Here is a 19404-nt window from a genome sequence, read left to right as displayed (position 1 = left end):
TTAAAATGACGATTTAGTATCCACGTAACAATGCCTCTCAGGAATGACATATAAGTAACAAGCTTAAATAACTAAATTCATGATTAATAAAGCAGTTCAATTTATAAAATCTGGTAAAGTAGTTGTTTTTCCAACTGAAACAGTTTATGGAATCGGAGCGGATGCTACTAATAATGAGGCTTGTTTAAAGATTTTTCAGTTTAAAAATCGTCCTGCTATTAATCCACTTATCGTGCATGTTGCATCCATAGAGCAAGCAAAAGAAATAGGTGAGTTTAATGATTTAGCTACAAAAATAGCAGAAAAATTTTGGTCGGGACCATTATCGATAGTTGTTCCTTTAAAAAAGAATGTTAATATAGCATTGTCAGTTACCGCAGGGCTTAATACAATAGCAATTCGAATGCCATCTTATCCTTTAGCATTAGAACTTATTAGACAATCAGGTAAGCCTATAGCAGCCCCAAGTGCTAACCCCTCAAACTATATTAGTCCAACTAACGCCGAGCATGTTACAAAACATTTTAAGGATAATGAAGAAATTTTTATTTTAGCCCCTGAAATTTATCAATCTGAATATGGGCTAGAGTCAACTATAATTGATACTACAACCGCTACTCCTACTCTTCTTAGAGAAGGGTTTATAATGTCTGAAGTTCTAGAAAAAACGTTTGGTATAGAAATTTTAAAAGCTTCAGAAACAAGTACTATAAAAGCTCCTGGAATGCTTGCAAAACACTATTCGCCAAAAGTACCAATTAGATTAAATGCTACAAATTTAGAGGATAAAGAAATTGGATTAAATTTTGGCAATAGAAACCTTAAGGGAAGATTCTTGTTAAATCTAAGCCCCAAAGGTGACCTTATAGAAGCTGCTGCAAATCTTTATGCATATTTAAGAATACTTGACGATTATGCTGCTAGTCATGATATAGAATATATTGCAGTTGCTCCAGTGCCTTCTGTAAATATCGGAGCTGCAATTAATGACAGATTGAAACGTGCTGCAAAATTATAAATTTCAGTGTTCTATGCGTCTTAATAGCTTTTTGATGATATTTGGTAATTATATGATTATCATGAGGTTTTAGATAATCATTTTTATTTATAATTTTACCATTTTACTCTATAATTATATTACTTCAAAAAATAACTTTCAATATCGGAAGCAAATACTAAATTACTGTTATCTTTTAGCTTATCTTGCAAAAGCTTAATACGCTCTTTATTAAAAATGTGTTTCTTTTTTTGCTTATTTTTTGCCTATGGGTATGGATTAGGAAATAAAATATAAATGCTTTCAAGGTTATTATTAGGTAGATCATTTAATATAAAAATTTTCTAGATTATTGGGGAATAATAAAAAATTTGTGATATTCTGCTCGCCTTCAAGCTTAAAGCATTTGCTGTTTAAATATACCTTTACCCCAAAAAAAGTGCATTAGGATTCATTTTAACTTGGTTAATGTAATGAAATGCTCACATATACCAAAGCCAATTTCTATAAATACTTTAAGTTTTTCATTAATAAGCTTTTCTTTTAAAAAAATATTTCGGTAGTTCTTTATCTAACATATTTTGTTGCAAGCTTTATAGGCTTTTACCGATACGTCTTGCACATGAACGATTTAAGTTAATAGGAGAAAATAATATTACCCTACTGTAACCTTGTAGATCCTTATAAACGTTTTCAAGATTATATCCTTGATCTAAGAAAATTTGAATTACCGTTTCTTTCTGTTTAAACCCTATCTCTAATGCCAACTTACCGTTTTGTTTCAAGAATTTTTTTGCATTTTCGGCAATTGTTTTATAACTCTGTAAGCCATTTTCTTCGGCAAATAATGCAAGATGAGGTTCATAATTTATTGTTTCAATTGCCATCTCTGATTTTTCGGTATTCGATATATATGGCGGGTTGCTAACAATAAAATCAAATTTCTGATTCTCAATATTCTCAAACCAATTACTGTGAATAATCTGAATGTGATCTGTTACGTGATGTTTTAGAGCATTGTTTCTAGCAACTTCTATTGCATCAAGGCTTATATCAGTCGCAATTACATTAGCATTTGGTAACTCACATAATAGGCTGATAGCGATGCAACCGCTACCTGTACCAAGTTCTAGGATTTTTATATTGTTAGTCTGTAGTCTAGTGTCATACCCGCGTAGGCAGGTATCCATATAGTGATTTACTGGATTCCTGCTTTCGCGGTAATGACATCTCTTTACCAATGCTACTACAATATCAACCAACAATTCAGTATCGCCTCTTGGAATTAATACATGTTTATTAACGATAAATTCACGTGAGTAAAATTCTTTTACACCTATAATATATGCTATCGGTTCATGCTTTAATCTTCTCTCTAACAATTTTTCAAAAGCTTCTATCTCTGACTGATTTAATTGTTCATCAAGCTTGATAAGCAAATATTGAAGCGGTGTGTTTATAACATGCTGTAGTAAGATGCGTGCTTCTAATTGCGATGAATTGATGCCTATTTTATTTAATTTATCTGTTGCGTCACTGAGAGTTTCTTTTATGGAGTATTGCATGAATAGTAAAATATTAAATTATTGAGTTGTTATCTAGCTCCTTGAGCGTAGTATCTAATTCATTAGACCACGTAATCAAGTCGTGGGTCGATACTTATTGTCCATAGGTTCCTGCTTTTGCAGGAATGACATCAAGCGAAATTATTTCTTCCATATCCCTTGGCAGCTTACAAGAAAATTCCATAATCTTATTACTAGTTGGATTAGTAAAACTTAAGTACCAAGAATGCAGAGCTTGGCGTTTAAAATCAATTAATTTTGCTTTTAATTCAGGTGGGGAATGAGCAACTTTTCGGTCGTTATTGCCATAAGTTTGATCACCGACTACTGAATGCTTTAAATGGCTTAGCTGTACCCTGATTTGATGAGTTCTACCCGTGTTAAGCTTGCATTCCACCATACTAATAGTGCCACCGTAAAACAATTCTAGAGTTTTATAATGTGTCACGGCTTCTTTACCGCCGTATTTTAATATGGTCATTTTTTGTCGATCACTTCGGCTGCGACCTATATTATTCTGAATCACTCCTTCTAGCGGATTAATTACTCCCCAAATTAACGCTTTGTACTTCCGTATTACCTGTCTTTGCTCTATCTGATTTGCAAGTAGCATATGTGCTTTATTATTTTTAGCAACTACCATCAAGCCTGTAGTATCTTTATCTAAACGATGCACTATTCCAGGTCTTTCTGATGAACCAATATCTGATAAATTCTTCGTGTAGTGTAATAAAGCATTAACAAGTGTATCATTATGATGACCTAGCCCTGGGTGTACCGTCATACCTGCAGCTTTATTAATTACAATTAGATCATCATTTTCATAGATTATATCAAGTGCTATATTTGCTGCCTCAATTTTTAGTTCTTCAGGTTCTTTAAAAGAAAATAATATGATATCATTCTCCTTGACCAAAACATCAGGATCAGAAATAATTATATCATTAACTAGTACTTGCGAATCTTTAACAGCTTTTTGGATTTGATTCCTTGAAACATTTTTAAGAAGTAATGATAGAGCTTTATCAAGTCTTATGCCGTTTAGTTCGTGCGGTACGGAATGTTTTAACATATTTTATTTTAAGATAATGAATAATACGCTTAAATGGTTAAGTGCAATCGGTGTTGAATATTACTGCTCTACACAGCCACAAAAATTAAATTTTGATAAACCTCAAGAAAACAATCAAATTAATCCTATGCCACGTAAAACAATTGATAAAATTCTTGAAGTAGATACCGATAAAATGCATACTAATATTAGTTTAGCAAGATCTCTTGCCGACAAAGTTAATAATATAGAAGAACTAAGAGAATCTCTACTAAATTTTAATGGCTGTAAACTTAAGAAATTTTCTACTAATACCGTTTTTGGTGACGGTAATCAGAAAGCTCAAGTTATGTTAATAGGTGAAGCTCCAGGAAGTACTGAAGATTTAAAAGGTATACCTTTTTGCGGTGAAAGCGGTAATTTACTTGATAATATGCTACATAGTATCGGAATTTCACGGAAAAATAACGCTTATATTACTAATACAGTATTTTGGCGTCCTCCTGCTAATAGACAACCTACACTCGAAGAAGTCGATATTTGTAGACCATTTGTTGAGAAGCATATTGCCCTCATTAATCCCAAATTAATTATCTTAGTCGGTAGTACGGCTGCAACTAGCTTACTTGGAAAAAATTCGGGTATTACTAAAATTAGACAAGAATATTATTTTTATACCAATAAATATTTATCTTCACCCATTCAAACTACTACAATCTTCCACCCTGCCTATCTACTACGCCACCCTATGCAAAAACGTACCTCATGGTATGATTTACTAAAGATTAAGGAGTATTTAGTAAATAATAAACTCATTCTTAATTGATTTTAAAATCTCATGTTTTAAGCAACTAATTTTAATTGTTTTGTATTAGTAAATATATTTTTTGAAATTAGAAGTAGTAGTGTGTAAACGTTCAGAATATTATGTCTAGTTAGCTAGAAGCATTGTTAGGTGGATTGAAAAACGTGTTCTAGATCATACCGTGGCTTGTACCTGAGGTATCCAAAAATACAACTAAAAAGTATGCATCGTTTTGGCATTTTAAACTAAATGCCATGATCAAGTCACGGCACATGATAATGAAAAAATAGGGACTAATATGGTAAAAACCGATTTTATGATTTATAAAGGTTATTTAGTAGTGCATTTTAATATGTTAGAAGAATGATTTTTTGGTAAAGTAGCATTAACTTACTAAGCATTTGATGCTAAAACTTTAATAAAATCATTTCATTATAGATAGTTACTTAAAAGATTGCAATAGTTGGTAAAACTTCCGATAAACCGTTTAAAGATAGTTTTATAGCCTCAATTGCATAAAGATGGAGCTTTTATTATGCTATGTAACATGGTTATAAATGGAATAGTTAGAAAAGCTTTAAATAAATTTATTAAGTGTTAGTTTATAGTTATAAATTATATAAAAAGATTGTCTAAACTTTCTTATAGTAACATAATAAATAATAATGTTATGCTAATATCAATTATTGTTATTTTTAAGGTAATATATAAATATTTCTTTAACCTCTGAACTTGAAAAATATGTAAATAAATAAATAGGTAGAAAGTGACTTTTACCATTCTTTACGCGAAGTCATAAGAGTAACACTTGCGTTTAATGGTTAAATCTGAAAATTTTTCTCAAAACACTCAGTTTGCAAACTATGAAAAGTGGTTTAATCAAGAAATTCAAGTTGGTTTATTAGACCAAGCTGCTGAAGCTAAATTAATTCCTGGAAAGAAAGCTTTACAAAATATTAAAAATTTTTGCAAAGAGCAGTTAAACTCTAATGTCTAATTATAATTTTTCATTAACCTTGCAAGCTCAACAAGATGTGTAAAATCTAAAAGCTTCTTAGAAATCTTATCATTTATAACGTCATCAAAGATATTTGACTTTAATATATAGGTTAGCTGAAAAAAGGTAATAGAATATTTCGAGCAAGCTTTTTGTAAATTAGCTGTTAATCTAAGTATGGGAAGACGTGAAGATTTAACAAATAAAGTTGTACGTTTAAAATTACAATATAAAAAATTTTAAATCCTCATAGATCATAATTTATTTCTAATTTCCTTAAAGTATGGTTATACTTACTGATGTATAAAATAAGGTATAGCATATATGACCAATGAAAATAATAATGATTCAGAATTTGTCGAATTAAAAATCAGAGGAAAAATATTTAAATTACCTATACTTAAAGCAAGTATAGGTGAGGATGTAATTGATATAAGTAGGGTCTCTTCGGAAGCTGATTGCTTTACTTACGACCCTGGCTTTATGTCTACTGCTTCTTGTAGATCTACAATAACCTACATAGACGGTGATAAAGGAATCCTACGATATCGAGGATATGATATTAAGGATTTAGCCGAAAAAAGTGATTTTTTAGAGGTAGCATATTTATTGATTTACGGAGAATTACCAAGTAGTGAGCAGTATAATAATTTTACTAAAAAAGTCGCTGTTCATTCATTAGTGAATGAACGACTACATTATCTGTTTCAAACATTTTGTAGCTCTTCTCATCCTATGGCTATTATGCTTGCGGCTGTCGGTTCTCTATCAGCATTTTATCCTGATTTATTGAATTTTAAGGAAGCAGACTACGAACTTACCGCTATTAGAATGATTGCTAAGATACCGACTATGGCTGCAATGTCTTATAAATATTCTATAGGACAACCTTTTATTTACCCTGATAATTCCTTAGATTTTACCGAAAATTTCTTACACATGATGTTTGCAACGCCTTGTATGAAATATGAAGTAAATCCGGTAATAAAAAATGCTCTTAATAAGATATTTATTCTGCATGCCGACCATGAGCAGAATGCTTCTACCTCAACAGTAAGAATTGCTGGCTCATCCGGAGCTAATCCTTTTGCTTGTATTAGTACAGGTATTGCCTCACTTTGGGGCCCTGCTCACGGCGGGGCTAATGAAGCGGTAATAAATATGCTTAAAGAAATTGGTAGTTCTGAGAATATCCCTAAATATATAGCTAAAGCTAAAGATAAAGATGACCCATTTAGGTTAATGGGCTTCGGTCATCGTGTCTATAAAAACTATGACCCACGTGCTGCAGTACTTAAAGAAACTTGTAACGAAGTATTAAAGGAACTCGGACAGCTAGAAAACAATCCTCTCTTACAAATAGCAATAGAACTTGAAGCTATTGCTCTTAAAGATGAATATTTTATTGAGAGAAAATTATATCCAAATGTTGATTTTTATTCGGGTATTATCTATAAAGCTATGGGTATACCGTCACAAATGTTCACAGTGCTTTTTGCAATAGCAAGAACCGTAGGCTGGATGGCACAGTGGAAAGAAATGCACGAAGACCCTGAACAAAAAATCAGTAGACCGAGACAGCTTTATACCGGTTATGTACATAGAGAGTATAAGGGTATTCGAGAGAGAAAATGACTTGTAAAAATTTAAAACCTATTCATTCTACTATTGAGAAATAAAACTTATCTAACAAAGTAAAAGCGTATTTTAAAAACTAGAATTTTATGAAATCATAGAAGATTAAATTTTACCAAAAGGTAAAGAAGTACCGCTTGGCTATATTGTGTATAGAAGCCAAAACTATTGACTGTTATATTTGAGTTTATCAGCGATAAATATAAAGGATGAATACCATTAGATAAATTAACTCCTGTTGATCCTTTAGAAGATGATAACAATGAAGTAAGTAATTTTACATTAAATGTATATTGGACATAATAAAAATTTATACGAATAACAAGAAAATAAAATGAATTTTATTGATGAAGTTAAAATATATATAAAAGGTGGAAACGGCGGTAATGGTTGCGTTAGTTTCCATCGTGAAAAATTTATTGACCGAGGAGGACCGGACGGAGGTGACGGAGGGCATGGCGGTAGTGTTATTTTTAGAAGTAATCACCATCTTAATACGCTAGTAAATTATCGATATAAACAGCATTTTACCGCTGAAAACGGCAAAAATGGTCAAGGTTCAAATAGAAGCGGCAAATCAGGAAAACCGTTAGTTCTTGATGTTCCAATTGGTACACAAATCTTTTCAGAAGATGGTAATATATTATTGTATGACTTTATTGAGGATGATCAAAGCTTTGAAATAATTAAAGGAGGAAGCGGCGGTCTTGGTAATAGCCATTTTAAAACATCGGTTAATCAAGCTCCTAGGAAGCGTACAGAAGGAGAGGTTGCCAAAGAAATGTGGATTCATTTAAGCTTAAAACTTCTCTCTGATGTTGGATTTGTGGGTCTTCCAAATGCTGGTAAATCTACTTTTTTATCAGTTGTCACTGCTGCTAAGCCTAAAATTGCCGATTATCCATTTACTACTTTAGTACCAAATCTTGGAGTGGTATATGTTGATGACGAAGAGTTTGTTATAGCTGATATTCCAGGCTTAATTGAGGGAGCTCATCAAGGTCATGGTCTTGGTGATAAATTCTTAAAACATATAGAGAGATGTCGTGTATTAATACATTTAATAGACGGCTCTAGTAATGATGTAGTTGCAGATTATAATACAGTACGTTTTGAACTTGAATCATATTCCGATTATCTAAAAAACAAAATCGAAATCATATGTCTTAATAAATGTGATGTTCTGACCGATGAGGAAATACAGGACAAAATAAATAAGTTGCGGAAAGTTACTAATAAAGAAGTTTTTCCTATCTCTACCTATACTAATATCGGAGTAAATAAAATAGTCAAACTTGCTTTAGAGGTTATAAAAAATCAGGAGTAATATTACCTAGCGAGGAGGTATTGTTGTGTGGATCGAAAAATGTACATGGTGTCATACCGTGACTTGACCACGGGATCCAAAAAACAATAAAAAATACCAGTAATTTTAGTATTTTAACCTAGGTCTCGCTACAAGCTCGAGGGGATGACAATAAAAAAATCGATCTATGCAACAAACCATATAGTTGCACGCAATGAGACGATTGGCAAACTTTAAATCAAAGTAATACGTTGCTCTTCTTCTTCTAGATATTTCTCTAGTTCTTCCTTAGTATATTTCTTTTCTTTAAGCTTTATTTCGTTATTAAAGATATATTGTACAACTTTATCTTCTAAAGCAGTGCCTTTAAGTGCCTCAATTGCTTTAGGATTATTTTTATAAAAATCAAAAATCATATTTTCCTGCCCTGGAAAATTACGTGCTTGTTGTATAATAACTTTTTTAAAATCATCAGGTTCCAATTGCAAATTTTTAGATTTTGCATATTCAGCAAGTAATAAACCTATGCGCACACGGCGTAATGCTAATTTATTATAATATTCTGTTATTTCTTTAGAGGATTTATCTTTTAATAATGATTCATCTTTATCAGTCTCTGACTTTAAAATATTTTTTTCTTGCTCTAATAAAGATTCCGGTACATCAAAATCTAACAATTTTTCTAACTTATCAAATAAGTTCATTTTCATTATAGTATTAATAGCTTCTTCCGACTCATTCTCTATTTGTTTAGCAAAATGTGTACGCAATTCTTCAAGGTTATTACTTTGGAATTTTTTAGCAAATTCGTCATCAATAAGTGTAGGTTCTGAAGTATGTACTGCTTTAATTTGTACTACAAAACGAGCATCTTTACCTGCTAAATCTTTAGCATGGTAATTTTCAGGAAAAGTAACATTAACATCTATTTCACTACCTGTTTTAGAACCTATTAATTGCTTCTCAAAACCGGGAATAAGTGTATTACTACCTATTACTACCTTTAAATCATTTAATTTACCACCGTCAAAAGTTTTATCTTTAATATACCCAATTGCATCAATAGTAACCTGATCTCCATCCTTTATTGTTACTTTACTTTCTTTGGTATAACTTTTTGTTAATGTAGCAAGCTTTTCTAGTTGTTCTTCAACATCTTTAGGTTTTACTTCTAATTTTGGACGATCTAGTGAGATTTTCTTTAAATCTGGAATAGTAATTTTAGGTAATATCTCTATTTTTACGGTAAATTCTAAAGCTTTATCGGGTTCATTTTGTAATTCTTCAATTTTGGGTCTACCAATTATATTTAGATTATGCTCTTTAATAACGTGATTTACCCAATGGTTAATTCTTCTTTCTATTATATCATTCCTGATGGAAGTACCATATTTTTTCTTAACAATTGAAACTGGTACTTTACCAGCTCTAAAACCTGCTATTTTAACTTTTTTGGTTAAATCAAGCAATTCTTTTTGCATATCGTCATCTATCTCACTTAAAGGAGTAGAGATTTTTGCATGAAAATCCAATCCTTCATTTTTTAATACGGTAATTCCCATTTTATATAGTCCATTAATTCTATTATAGTTTACTAATCAAAATAAATCAAAGAGCTTAAATATGCAATAGTTTTTATATACTCGATGAACTTGAAAAATTGGTGACAATGTCTTTGTAAGTCCTGGAATGCTGAACATTTATTATACGCTCCGCTCCTTGGCTTACAGACCGATTACTCTTTTCCAAGTTGATATTTGTATCACAAATTTTTATTTTACAGGAATAGAGAATACAAGCTTATTAAGTAATAAGATTCAAACTTACTTTTTTGTTAAGTTCTTTTGTAGACAACAATTATATACCAAGCTCGGCAAATACCTTGACTAAAGCTACAGATAAATCATTGATCATTTCATCGGTATGGGCAGGGGTTGCAATGATCCTTAAGCGTTCTGTACCACGTGGTACAGTTGGAAAATTTATATGTTGAACATAAATGCCATATTTATTAAGTAACATATTTGAGGCTTTAGCTGCTTTGATCGGATCGCCGATAATTATCGGTACTATATGACTCTCATTTTTCAAATAAGGTATACTAAAACGTTCAAAAGAGTTTTTAAGTTTTGCAACTACTTCTTGATATTTTATTCGCTCTTCATTCGATTCTTTAAGATGTCTAATACTATGTGTTGCAGCGGTAGAAATTACTGGTGGAAGTGAAGTAGTAAAAATAAATCCTGAGGCAGTTAGTCTTATAGCATCGACTAAATTATGATTGCTTGTGATATAACCTCCGATAGTGCCATAGGCTTTGGCAAGTGTACCTTGAATAATATCGATTTGATTACTATAATTAAAAAGTTCTGTAATGCCCCCGCCATGCTTACCGTATAAACCAACCGTATGAACTTCGTCGATAAAGGTTAAAGCGTTATATTTTTTTGCTAAGTTAATTATATCTTTGATAGGTGAGAAGAACCCATCCATAGAGTAAACTGATTCAAAAACAATAATTTTCGGCCTATTAATATCGACTGATTGCAGAAGCTCTTCTAAATGCTTAACGTCTAAATGAGTATATATATATTTCTCGGCTCTTGAACTTGTAATTCCTGCAATTATTGATGCATGATTTAGCTCATCGGAGAAAAATACTATATCCGGTATGATTTTAGCAAGGCTTCCAAGTGTTGTATCATTTGCAACAAAACCGGATGTAAAAACTAAAGCTGCTTCTTTATTGTGTAAACTTGCAAGCTCTTTTTCAAGTTCAAGAATGGCAGTATGATTACCGCCAATATTACGTGTTCCGCCTGATCCAAAACCGTATTTCAGTAAAGCATCTATAGAAGCTTGCATTACTTTTGTATGTTTACTCATACCCAAATAGTCATTAATGCACCACATGACTATTTGTTTATCTTCATGTTCTGCAAAAGGAAAATTATCTGCTTGTCTTTTTAAAGCTTTAAATTCTCGATATCTTCCCTCGCTTTTGATCTTATCTATATATTTGCTAAATATAGTATCGTAATAAAACATTAGAACTATATGGTTTGTTAGAAATTTTTTACATGAATTGTAAAACACACTGTGTGTCATACCATGACTTGAACACGGTATATATAAAAACAATAAAAAATATTATTATTGCTACTAGATCCTGTGATCAAGTTGCGGGGTGACAACGGATTTTACATTTGCAAGCATTTTACATTAAAATTTAAGAAGTTTAAAGTGATAATATGGCTTTTTGTACAATATCGTTTAATCTTTTTGAAAACGCACCAGTATCAGCGACAGGTTCGCCCTCTAAAATACAGGCTTGATCAAATATTAGATTAACTAGCTCTTTATTATTTTTATTATTTGCTTTTAAGTCGTTAAAGATTTTCTCTATAATTTTATTTTTAGGATTTAGCTCTAAATTTTTAGCGGAGGCATTAGCTATTTGCTTTTGCTCTATTAAAAACCTCTCCATACGAATATCCATAGCAGATTCGCTTACTGCAAGACAAGCAGGGCTTGAAGTAAGTTTTTTGGATATCTTAACATCCTTAACTAAATCCCCTAGTGTCTCTTTAAAATAATCGGTTAGCAATTTATATTCATCATCGGATTTTTTACTATCTGTATTTTTTTCCTCAGACGATGAAGTAGTTTGTTCTACATCGATATCACTTCTAGTAGCAGATTTAATAGCATGCCCTTTATATTCGCTATTAACATTTACCCAAAAATCATCAACAGTATCGGTGAAAAGTAATACATCAATATTTTTACTCAACAATCCTTCAATTTGCGGGCTTGAAAGTAATTTATCGGGATTATCACCGCTTAAGTAATATATAGTATTTTGCCCTTCTTTAAAATTCGCTATATATTCGTCAAGGCTGATCATTTTATTATGCAAGGCACTTCTGAATATACATACCTCTAATAATTTTTCATGATCGGTAGTAGACTCACATAATCCTTCTTTTAAAGCACCGCCGAAATTAGACCAGAACTTATTATAATCTTCAGGTGATTCTTCTTTCTTTTTCTTAAGTTCAGCAAGCACTCTTTTTGTAATAGCATTTTTGATTTTGTCAAGTATGCTATTATGCTGTAGGGATTCACGGCTAATATTTAGCGGTAAATCTTCTGAATCAACCACACCTCGTAAAAATCTTAAATATGACGGAATTAAATCAATATTCTCATCAGAAATAAATACTCTTTTGATATATAATTTTACTCGCCTTTTACGATCAGGATGGAATAAATCAAATGTTTTACTTGAGGGAATGAAAAGTAGGTTAGTAAATTCTATAGCACCCTCGTTTTTATTATGCAGAGTAATCCACGGATCATCTATGGTGTAAGATAAGCTTTTATAAAATTCTTTATATTGTTCTTCCGTAATTTCTAATTTTGGTCTTGTCCATAATGCAGATGCAGAATTTAATTGTATTTCACTGTTGCCGTTCTCATCAAAGAAATATATTGGTACTGCTATGTGATCGGAATAGCTTTTAACAATATGCTTTAACCTGAAATGATCAAGGAAATTATCTTCTTCCTTTTTGATATTTAAAACGATTGCTGTACCTCTTGTGAATTCTTTACCTGAATTTGAGACAATATATTCACCAAGTCCATCTGATTCCCAAACATAGACTTTATCTTCTCCTGCTTTTCTTGAAGTTACAGTCACTTTATCGGCTACCATAAAGCTTGAATAAAACCCAACGCCAAATTGACCGATTAGCATATTATCTTTTTTAGAATCACCAGATAAGTTTTTAAGGAAATTTGCTGTCCCTGATCTTGCAATGGTACCAAGGTTCTCGATTAAATCCTCTTTATTCATGCCTATACCATTATCACGAATAATAATTTGTCCGTTATTCTTATCAATTTTAACAGTAATTTTAAAGTTACTATCTCCTGCTACTAATGTATTATTACTTTGAGATAAATAACGTAGTTTATCGCAAGCATCTGAAGCATTGGAAATTAACTCTCTCATAAAAATTTCTTTATTACTATAAAGAGAATGAATCATTAAATTTAAAATCTTGCCAACCTCGGCATCAAACTTTTTCTTTTCTTGTGTCATATTAAACCAATTTATAAATTATTTTTCCCTCATTTTAAGGAAATTTAAGCTTTGTTGTATAGCTTGGTAAATACTCTTAATATCATTTCCGTTAGGTGTAATTTTGTACCAATATTAATGTTGTTTTCCTGGATTCGCCTATGCGGGAATGATATCGAAAGTCTAACTACAACATTTTCTTACTTAATATAGGAATTAATAATCGAATTTAAATAGTCTTCATCAATATTTTTTATCAAGATCGTTTTTAAGCTATGGGTATGACCTTTAATAATTTCGATATTACTGCGTGATAATTTCCATGCTTTTGCTAGGTAATTTATAATTTCTTCATTAGCTTTACCTTGCTCAGGTGCAGTTTTTATAAATAATTTTAGATACGGAAGATTGTTAATAATTACAAAATCGCTAATTAGATTCTGTTTAGAATCAGGCTTTACTTTAAGATTAAGTAAAGCCTGATTTGAAGAAGAATTGTAGTTGTAGAACTTATCCATGAATATTTTTTATCACATTTGCTTATTATTTCTAAAAAAAGAATCCTTGAAAAATTTTGCTTAAACTGATATAAAGTTACCGTAAATGTTCAGCACCCTTAGCTCAGCTGGATAGAGCAACAGATTTCTAATCTGTGGGTCAGAGGTTCGAATCCTTTAGGGTGCACCATTTTTCATTTTTTGATAAGTTTGTAACTGTACAAACCAATATACTAGGATTATAGTTGCTAAAATGAAAAATAACTAATTTTTCTTTCCAAATAGGATTATTTTCTAATACTTATTAATCTCTATTAGCTTTTAAACTTTGCATTAGCAAATTCAGGAGTTTTTCATCATGCGGTTCTCGATAATGTTCTCCTACAACAGCAATAATGGTACCCAATACCAAATGTATAACGCCAATTCAAGCCATAAGAAGTCACAATTTAGCAATCCCTAAAGCTGCAAAAGTTCTACAGTAGTGAAAACCGTATCTAAGGCTACAATAGGATATTGTATTGGGTGTTTAGTAAAACTCGGCTAAATAAACTTCTGTTCCTATTATTTTTCCTCCTAAACAATTCTACATACTATTATTAGTATACCAATTCCATTTTAAATAGGAAGTAATGCTATTACTATATACGAAGTAGCAATATCATAGTTATTATTATAACTACGCCCATATGTGTTGCCTAAATATCTAAAAACGACTGCCCCTAAAGGTCTAAAGGTAAAAGTAGCACATAAAGCTGCTAGAGTAAAGAGCAGTAGCATAAGTATCAGCTTTTGGAAAAAAACTCATTAAGAAGTACAGACATATATGACATACAGCATAAGATCAAAATATTCCAATAAGGTTCCTACAGATAACAACCCTACAACTTATTTCTGCTCTTTTAGTTAAGCTTCTTTGTTCTTTTTCGTAGCCTAGCATAATTTTTGTATAAAAAATTAAATTGTAAAAAACTTATACTGTTTCATATAAAAGTCGAGATTTCGCCTTGTATGAGATATTGCCTAAAAAGCATAGTTTGTAGTAGCCTAGCGCTTCTATGTCATTATATTTATACTTTTTAGCGAATAGATTCCCGCTTTTAGCTACGAATGACATAGAACGCTTTTTAGAACCATGCAACAACATCTGTTTCTTTTCGCTGTGATGATTATTCTGAATTCAAATAATAATTATCACAAATCAGAGGAATATCTAATATATTAGACCAAACTTTATCCCAACCTTTTGCGTGAGAAATATTAGGAAAAGTTTGCTTTTTTACACACGGTGAGCTGCTTGTTTTTACGTAAAGTTCTGTTATGAAAGGCGGAACTCTTTTGTCATCCATGCCGGCAAGATGTAATTGCGGGATATTATTAACCTGCTTTGCATAATTTATTGGGTTTAATGATTTAACCAAGTAACCACGATCATTATGATATTTATCAAACTTTTTAGTATCTAAATTACCGGCAATCGTTATAATATCTTTCACATTACTATTTTGACTAGCAATCAATATTGTAAGTCCACCACCACCTGAAAAACCGACTAAGCTAAATTTTTGTCCGTTATTAATAATATTTATGACATTGTTAATTGAATCTACGACTTCTTGCCCCATTCTTTTATCTAACCAATAATCACTAATGCATTTTGGGTTTATTTCTAAAGGCGTATATTGACAAGGTCTTGCTATATAAACGACATTCGGTCTTTTGTCGATTGTAGCAAGCTTCAAGAGCATCGGATTAATAGGAGTAGGATTATCAGAATTAGTGGATCCATCTGCAATATGCCCATCCCCTTCAATATAGAATACAAAAGGTAAGTTACGGTTGGTAATACGCTGATAAGTCGTAAGAGTAAAATCACCTCCGTTTACTAGCTGCATCTGAAAATTATTTTGAGTTGCTATATCTTGTGAATGCTTTACCCTACTAGCTACATCATGAGTAGTAGAACACCCTAAAAGCAATATTGGTATTAAAAATATTATTGCCCAAATAAAATTTTTCATGACGATTTTGATTAAAACGGTATTTCGTCGTCTAAGTCACTATGATCAAAGGAATGATTTTTAGTTTCAGGATATTTATATTCGTTATGTCCTGAATCTTGAGTATGATTATTAGAGTTTTTACTATCTAATAATATTAATTGTGCATTAAAGTTTTGTAACACAACTTCCGTAGTATATTTTTCTTGACCTGAATTATCATTCCACTTACGTGTTTGTAATGAACCTTCAATATATAATTTACTACCTTTTGTAACATAGCGTTCTACAACAGATACTAACCCTTCACTAAAGATCACTACTCTATGCCATTCAGTTCGTTCTTTTCGTTCACCGGTGACGCGATCTTTCCAAGTTTCGGTTGTTGCTAAGGAAAGATTAATGATTTTTTTTCCTTCTCCCGTAGTTCTAATTTCAGGATCACGCCCTACATTACCTATTAATATTACTTTATTTAAACTACCTGCCATAGATTACTACCTATTTTAAAATATTATTATTGCAATAATAAAATAAAAGAGCCTATAATACTATAGGTTTTTTTAAAAATTCTCAAAAAATTTTGTAGTGCAGTGATTATGAACCAAGAATATATTAAGGTACGCGGTGCTAAAGAGCATAATCTAAAAAATATAAATGTTGATATTCCAAGGAATAAATTTGTTGTTATCACCGGCCTTAGCGGTTCAGGCAAGTCTTCTTTAGCGTTTGATACTATTTATGCAGAAGGACAAAGGCGATATGTTGAAAGTTTATCTTCATATGCAAGGCAATTCTTACATTTACAAAATAAACCGAATGTGGAATCTATTTCCGGATTATCACCTGCTATTGCAATTGACCAAAAAACTACTTCTAAAAATCCACGTTCTACGGTCGGAACTATAACGGAAATTTACGATTATCTTAGGTTATTATATGCAAGGGTGGGTATTCCTTACTCTCCAGCAACGGGTCTTCCTATACATAGCCAAACAGTTTCAGAGATGGTAGATATAATTAATGAATTACCTAAAGGTACGAAAATATATTTGCTCGCTCCTATTGTTAGAGGATATAAGGGTGAGTTCAAGCGTGAAATTATGAATCTGAAAAAGCAAGGTTTTCAGAAATTAATAGTTAACGAGGAAGTTTGTGAAATTGATGATTTACCGAAACTTGATAAAAATAAGAAACATAATATAGAAGTAATCGTTGATAGAATAGTTCTAGACGAAAATTTAGGTAATAGGCTTGCAGATAGCTTAGAGAGTTCCTTAAAACTTGCCGATGGTATTACTTATTTAGAAATTGTAGAATTGCCGCCAGCAGTTAAGACCGAGTTTGAAAAAAATCAGCGTATTACTTTTTCCGAGAAATATTCTTGTCCGGTATCTGGTTTTCAGCTTACTGAAATAGAACCTCGAATCTTTTCTTTTAATAGCCCTTTTGGAGCATGCCCTAAATGTGAAGGCATAGGTAAGGAATTTTTTTTTGATAGAGACTTGATTGTTCCAGATCACAGAATATCTATTAAAGACGGTGCAATAGTACCTTGGGGTAGTACATCGTCTAAATTTATCCTAGAGACATTAAAGGCTCTTGCCGATCATTATAAATTTTCTATTGAAGTACCTTTTGTCAGTTTATCACAAAATGTTAAGGACATTTTATTTGAAGGTTCGGGAGAAGAAACAATAAAATTTGAGTTTCACGATGGTTCTAAAACACAAATAATAAAACAACCTTTTGCTGGTATAATACCAAGTTTACAAGAAAAGGATCGTACTATAGAATCAGTTTTAATTAAAGAAGAACTTGCTAAGTTTAAGTCAGAACATAAATGTACTGCTTGTAACGGATATAGATTAAAAGACGAAGCATTATGCGTTAAAATAGCAAATCTTCATATAGGCGAAGTAGCAGGTATGAGTATTGCAGCCTTGCAAAAATGGTTTAGTAACTTAGAAGAAAAATTAAATAAAAAGCAATTATTTATTGCCGAGCGTATACTTAAAGAAATTACCGAGAGATTAAAATTTCTTATGAATGTCGGGCTTGATTATCTAACGTTATCGCGAGAAGCAGGTACTTTATCAGGAGGGGAAAGTCAACGTATTCGTCTTGCATCTCAAATAGGTTCAGGACTTAGCGGTGTTTTATATGTACTTGATGAGCCGTCTATCGGTCTTCATCAACGAGATAATACAAGATTAATTGAGACACTAAAAAGGCTTAGAGATATAGGTAATACCGTTTTGGTAGTTGAGCATGATGAAGAAACAATGTATGAAGCAGATCATATTATTGATATAGGACCAGGAGCCGGTATTCACGGTGGACGTGTTATTGCGGAAGGGAATGCTGAAGAAATAAAGAATTTTGAAGCAAGTATTACAGGTAGGTATCTAAGCGGTCGTCAAACAATTAAAGTACCTTCTGAAACACGATTAGGGCATGATAATAGGGCCATCGAACTACTTGGAGCGGTTTCTAATAATTTAGATAATGTTGATATCAAAATTCCACTTGGTACGTTTACTGCTATAACAGGAGTATCGGGAAGCGGTAAATCAAGCTTGATGATTCATACTCTATATAAAGCAGCTTTAAAGCATTTAGAACCAACTAGTAAAGTATTGCCTGGAAAATATAGAGAGTTGAAAGGGCTTGAATATATTGATAAAATTATCGATATTAATCAATCTCCAATAGGTAGAACTCCTCGTTCAAATCCTGCGACTTATACAGGTGCATTTACTCATATTAGAGATTGGTTTGTAGAATTACCTGAATCAAAAGCGAGAGGATATAAAGTAGGTAGATTTTCGTTTAACGTTAAAGGTGGTAGATGCGAAGCATGTCAAGGTGACGGGCTAATTAAAATAGAGATGCATTTTTTACCTGACGTATATGTAAAATGTGATATTTGTAATGGTCACAGATATAATAGAGAAACGCTTGAAATAAGATATAAAGGTAAATCAATTGCCGATATATTAATGATGACGGTAGAAGATGCGATGCAATTTTTTGCAAAAATCCCGTTAATCTACGAAAAACTAATTACCTTAAATGAGGTCGGACTTGGCTATATTAAAATCGGTCAATCTGCTACTACTCTGTCAGGCGGTGAGGCACAGCGTGTTAAGCTTGCTAAAGAATTATCAAGACGTTCAACCGGTAAAACGCTTTATATACTTGATGAACCGACTACAGGATTGCATATCGACGATATTAATAAATTATTGAAAGTGTTACATAAACTTGTTGATATGGGCAATACCGTTTTAGTTATCGAGCATAATCTAGATGTTATAAAAACAGCAGATTATATTATTGATGTCGGTCCTGAAGGTGGTGACAAAGGCGGTAAGATAGTTGTATGCGGTACTCCTGCGGACATTGCTACATGCATCGATAGTCATACCGGTAGATATTTAAAGCAATATTTGAAATAAG

Annotated in this window: 14 protein-coding genes, 1 tRNA gene and 1 pseudogene; 7 read left to right on the top strand and 9 right to left on the bottom strand. The window is 31.9% G+C overall.

All coding sequences use genetic code 11. The features are described 5' to 3' along the window. Positions 1 to 79: 79 nt before the first annotated feature. A complete protein-coding gene (locus A1E_RS04850) occupies positions 80 to 1018 on the top strand; it encodes an L-threonylcarbamoyladenylate synthase (RefSeq protein WP_012149198.1) in 939 nt (312 codons plus the stop codon). On the opposite strand, the pseudogene trmB reads toward A1E_RS04850, so the two are convergent. Further along, a pseudogene (gene trmB / locus A1E_RS07045) lies at positions 984 to 2562 on the bottom strand (bifunctional peptide chain release factor N(5)-glutamine methyltransferase PrmC/tRNA (guanosine(46)-N7)-methyltransferase TrmB). The gene A1E_RS04850 and the pseudogene trmB sit on opposite strands and share 35 nt — an antisense overlap. A 94-nt stretch (positions 2563 to 2656) precedes the next feature. After that, positions 2657 to 3634: an RluA family pseudouridine synthase gene (locus tag A1E_RS04840; protein WP_012149196.1), complete on the bottom strand. Its 978-nt coding sequence runs from the start codon at positions 3632 to 3634 to the stop codon at positions 2657 to 2659. A 16-nt stretch (positions 3635 to 3650) separates the two neighbouring features. Between A1E_RS04840 and A1E_RS04835 the strand changes: the two genes are divergently transcribed. The 4 genes from A1E_RS04835 (at position 3651) to obgE (ending at position 8377) form a co-directional block, all read left to right on the top strand. Next, on the top strand, positions 3651 to 4439 hold the full coding sequence (locus tag A1E_RS04835) for a uracil-DNA glycosylase (RefSeq protein ID WP_012149195.1): 789 nt from the start codon (positions 3651 to 3653) through the stop codon (positions 4437 to 4439). Between the two features lie 796 nt (positions 4440 to 5235). Further along, positions 5236 to 5415: a hypothetical protein gene (locus A1E_RS04830; RefSeq protein WP_012149193.1), complete on the top strand. Its 180-nt coding sequence runs from the start codon at positions 5236 to 5238 to the stop codon at positions 5413 to 5415. Between the two features lie 324 nt (positions 5416 to 5739). Beyond that, positions 5740 to 7050 carry a citrate synthase gene (locus A1E_RS04825; protein WP_012149192.1) on the top strand — a complete coding sequence of 437 codons (1311 nt, stop codon included), beginning with the start codon at positions 5740 to 5742 and terminating at the stop codon, positions 7048 to 7050. Between the two features lie 334 nt (positions 7051 to 7384). Continuing rightward, positions 7385 to 8377 (top strand): GTPase ObgE, encoded by a 993-nt coding sequence (gene obgE, locus A1E_RS04820; RefSeq protein ID WP_012149191.1) that lies wholly within the window; start codon positions 7385 to 7387, stop codon positions 8375 to 8377. A gap of 212 nt (positions 8378 to 8589) precedes the next feature. Here the strand turns inward: obgE and tig are convergent, their stop codons facing one another. From tig to A1E_RS04800, 4 genes are all read right to left on the bottom strand, one after another. Beyond that, positions 8590 to 9918, bottom strand: coding sequence for a trigger factor (tig, locus tag A1E_RS04815; RefSeq protein WP_012149190.1), 1329 nt, complete (start codon positions 9916 to 9918; stop codon positions 8590 to 8592). Between the two features lie 295 nt (positions 9919 to 10213). Next, positions 10214 to 11404 carry a 5-aminolevulinate synthase gene (hemA, locus tag A1E_RS04810; protein ID WP_012149189.1) on the bottom strand — a complete coding sequence of 397 codons (1191 nt, stop codon included), beginning with the start codon at positions 11402 to 11404 and terminating at the stop codon, positions 10214 to 10216. Between the two features lie 190 nt (positions 11405 to 11594). After that, positions 11595 to 13466, bottom strand: a complete 1872-nt coding sequence (htpG, locus tag A1E_RS04805) for a molecular chaperone HtpG (RefSeq protein WP_012149188.1) — start codon at positions 13464 to 13466, stop codon at positions 11595 to 11597. A 179-nt stretch (positions 13467 to 13645) separates the two neighbouring features. Beyond that, on the bottom strand, positions 13646 to 13963 hold the full coding sequence (locus A1E_RS04800; protein WP_012149187.1) for an A1G_07140 family DUF167 domain protein: 318 nt from the start codon (positions 13961 to 13963) through the stop codon (positions 13646 to 13648). Between the two features lie 92 nt (positions 13964 to 14055). On the opposite strand from A1E_RS04800, the gene A1E_RS04795 reads away from it, so the two are divergent. Then, positions 14056 to 14132: transfer RNA gene (locus tag A1E_RS04795), tRNA-Arg, on the top strand. A 428-nt stretch (positions 14133 to 14560) separates the two neighbouring features. On the opposite strand, the gene A1E_RS06655 is transcribed toward A1E_RS04795, so the two are convergent. The 3 genes from A1E_RS06655 to A1E_RS04785 form a co-directional block, all read right to left on the bottom strand. Further along, positions 14561 to 14722 (bottom strand): hypothetical protein, encoded by a 162-nt coding sequence (locus A1E_RS06655; protein WP_012149186.1) that lies wholly within the window; start codon positions 14720 to 14722, stop codon positions 14561 to 14563. A gap of 389 nt (positions 14723 to 15111) precedes the next feature. Next, a complete protein-coding gene (locus tag A1E_RS04790) occupies positions 15112 to 15963 on the bottom strand; it encodes an alpha/beta hydrolase family protein (protein ID WP_012149185.1) in 852 nt (283 codons plus the stop codon). A gap of 11 nt (positions 15964 to 15974) precedes the next feature. Further along, positions 15975 to 16433 (bottom strand): single-stranded DNA-binding protein, encoded by a 459-nt coding sequence (locus A1E_RS04785; RefSeq protein ID WP_012149184.1) that lies wholly within the window; start codon positions 16431 to 16433, stop codon positions 15975 to 15977. Between the two features lie 108 nt (positions 16434 to 16541). Here A1E_RS04785 and uvrA point away from each other — a divergent pair, with 108 nt between their 5' ends. After that, positions 16542 to 19403, top strand: coding sequence for an excinuclease ABC subunit UvrA (uvrA, locus tag A1E_RS04780; RefSeq protein WP_012149183.1), 2862 nt, complete (start codon positions 16542 to 16544; stop codon positions 19401 to 19403). Position 19404: the final 1 nt, after the last annotated feature.

The sequence above is a fragment of the Rickettsia canadensis str. McKiel genome, from assembly GCF_000014345.1.
Classification (GTDB): Bacteria; Pseudomonadota; Alphaproteobacteria; order Rickettsiales; family Rickettsiaceae; genus Rickettsia; species Rickettsia canadensis.
This window is presented reverse-complemented; position numbering and strand designations above follow the sequence as displayed.

What these genes read in the sequence shown, in the direction of transcription:
- A1E_RS04850 (WP_012149198.1), top strand. Translation starts at nt 80, where the DNA reads ATGATTAATAAAGCAGTTCAATTTATAAAATCTGGTAAAGTAGTTGTT.
- A1E_RS04840 (WP_012149196.1), bottom strand. Translation starts at nt 3,634, where the DNA reads ATGTTAAAACATTCCGTACCGCACGAACTAAACGGCATAAGACTTGAT.
- A1E_RS04835 (WP_012149195.1), top strand. Translation starts at nt 3,651, where the DNA reads ATGAATAATACGCTTAAATGGTTAAGTGCAATCGGTGTTGAATATTAC.
- A1E_RS04830 (WP_012149193.1), top strand. Translation starts at nt 5,236, where the DNA reads ATGGTTAAATCTGAAAATTTTTCTCAAAACACTCAGTTTGCAAACTAT.
- A1E_RS04825 (WP_012149192.1), top strand. Translation starts at nt 5,740, where the DNA reads ATGACCAATGAAAATAATAATGATTCAGAATTTGTCGAATTAAAAATC.
- obgE (WP_012149191.1), top strand. Translation starts at nt 7,385, where the DNA reads ATGAATTTTATTGATGAAGTTAAAATATATATAAAAGGTGGAAACGGC.
- tig (WP_012149190.1), bottom strand. Translation starts at nt 9,918, where the DNA reads ATGGGAATTACCGTATTAAAAAATGAAGGATTGGATTTTCATGCAAAA.
- hemA (WP_012149189.1), bottom strand. Translation starts at nt 11,404, where the DNA reads ATGTTTTATTACGATACTATATTTAGCAAATATATAGATAAGATCAAA.
- htpG (WP_012149188.1), bottom strand. Translation starts at nt 13,466, where the DNA reads ATGACACAAGAAAAGAAAAAGTTTGATGCCGAGGTTGGCAAGATTTTA.
- A1E_RS04800 (WP_012149187.1), bottom strand. Translation starts at nt 13,963, where the DNA reads ATGGATAAGTTCTACAACTACAATTCTTCTTCAAATCAGGCTTTACTT.
- A1E_RS06655 (WP_012149186.1), bottom strand. Translation starts at nt 14,722, where the DNA reads ATGCTACTGCTCTTTACTCTAGCAGCTTTATGTGCTACTTTTACCTTT.
- A1E_RS04790 (WP_012149185.1), bottom strand. Translation starts at nt 15,963, where the DNA reads ATGAAAAATTTTATTTGGGCAATAATATTTTTAATACCAATATTGCTT.
- A1E_RS04785 (WP_012149184.1), bottom strand. Translation starts at nt 16,433, where the DNA reads ATGGCAGGTAGTTTAAATAAAGTAATATTAATAGGTAATGTAGGGCGT.
- uvrA (WP_012149183.1), top strand. Translation starts at nt 16,542, where the DNA reads ATGAACCAAGAATATATTAAGGTACGCGGTGCTAAAGAGCATAATCTA.